Genomic DNA, 1,081 nt, shown 5'->3' with positions numbered 1-1,081 from the left:
AACCCGCTACGACAAGCTGCTCCTCAACTTCATAGGATTCGTCACCCTCGCAGCCATCAGCATCTGGCTCAGATAGTTAAATCCTCACCACAGCCTAGAACGTCTCGCACTGACGTTGATCCCCGCGAGGGACCGCGCCTTTCGAAGGCGCCTAGGCGATCCAGCACAGGCGTTGAGCGATGCCCACGCCGATCATCGACATGCGCAGCCGGCCGGCCTTCCTGCACCCGTTCTTCGGGGCCGATCCGGGCGCACCGGAGGATGGCGTCGTGCGCTGGCTCAACCGGCGCGTCGGCGCTCGCGAGATCGGCCATGACACGCGCGGCCGCACCGTGGAGGGCTGCACGGCGGAGATGGGTGCGGCGGGCATCGCGGTTGCCGTGATGGTCGCCCGCAGCGTGCCCGGCGTCCGCGTCCGCAACGATGATCTCGCGGCCGTCGCACAACGTGACCCTGAGCGCTTGATCGGGATCGCCTCGGTCGATCCGGTGGAACTCGGCCGGGAAGAAGCCCTGGCAGAGGCTCGTCGCGCCGTCGCGGATCTCGGGCTGCGGGGCATCAACCTCGATGCGGGCTTCTACGCCGATCCGATGCGGGCGGACGACGAACGCCTGATGCCGCTCTACGAGCTGTGCCAGTCGCTCGGGGTCCCAGCCTTCATCATGTCAGGCCCGACCACGCCGGACCTGCGCTTCAATGACCCGCTCGCGGTCGACCGCGTGGCAAAGACCTTCCCGAAGCTGCCGATCGTCTGCTGCCACGGTTTCTACCCACACGTCGACGCGATGGTGACCGTCGCGTTTCGCAACGAGAACGTCTTCGTCTCGCCGGACATGTACACGTTCGCGCCGGGCGGTCGGCTCTACGTCGAGGTCGCCAACGGCTTCATGCGAGACCAGTTCCTGTTCGGGAGCTCATTCCCGTTCCGGCCGATGCGGCAGGGCGTAGAGGATTTCCACGCGCTCGGACTCTCCGACGAGGTGCTAGAGCAGATCCCGCGCTGCTTGAGACAGGTTTGCGGGTGACGCGTTGACGGGTGAAGGAGCTTGCCCATGCCGTCACCTTTGTCTGTTGACCTGCG

Annotated in this window: 1 protein-coding gene; it reads left to right on the top strand. The window is 65.9% G+C overall.

The window, feature by feature from the left end:
- The first annotated feature begins 179 nt into the window (after nt 1-179).
- Nucleotides 180-1,025 carry an amidohydrolase family protein gene (locus WDW90_RS37420; RefSeq protein ID WP_336492772.1) on the top strand — a complete coding sequence of 282 codons (846 nt, stop codon included), beginning with the start codon at nt 180-182 and terminating at the stop codon, nt 1,023-1,025.
- Nucleotides 1,026-1,081 lie beyond the last annotated feature (56 nt).

It is taken from the genome of Methylobacterium nigriterrae, assembly GCF_037106235.1.
Taxonomy (GTDB): Bacteria; Pseudomonadota; Alphaproteobacteria; order Rhizobiales; family Beijerinckiaceae; genus Methylobacterium; species Methylobacterium nigriterrae.
Note: the sequence above shows the minus strand (reverse complement) of the source record. Positions and strands in the feature narration are given on the sequence as shown.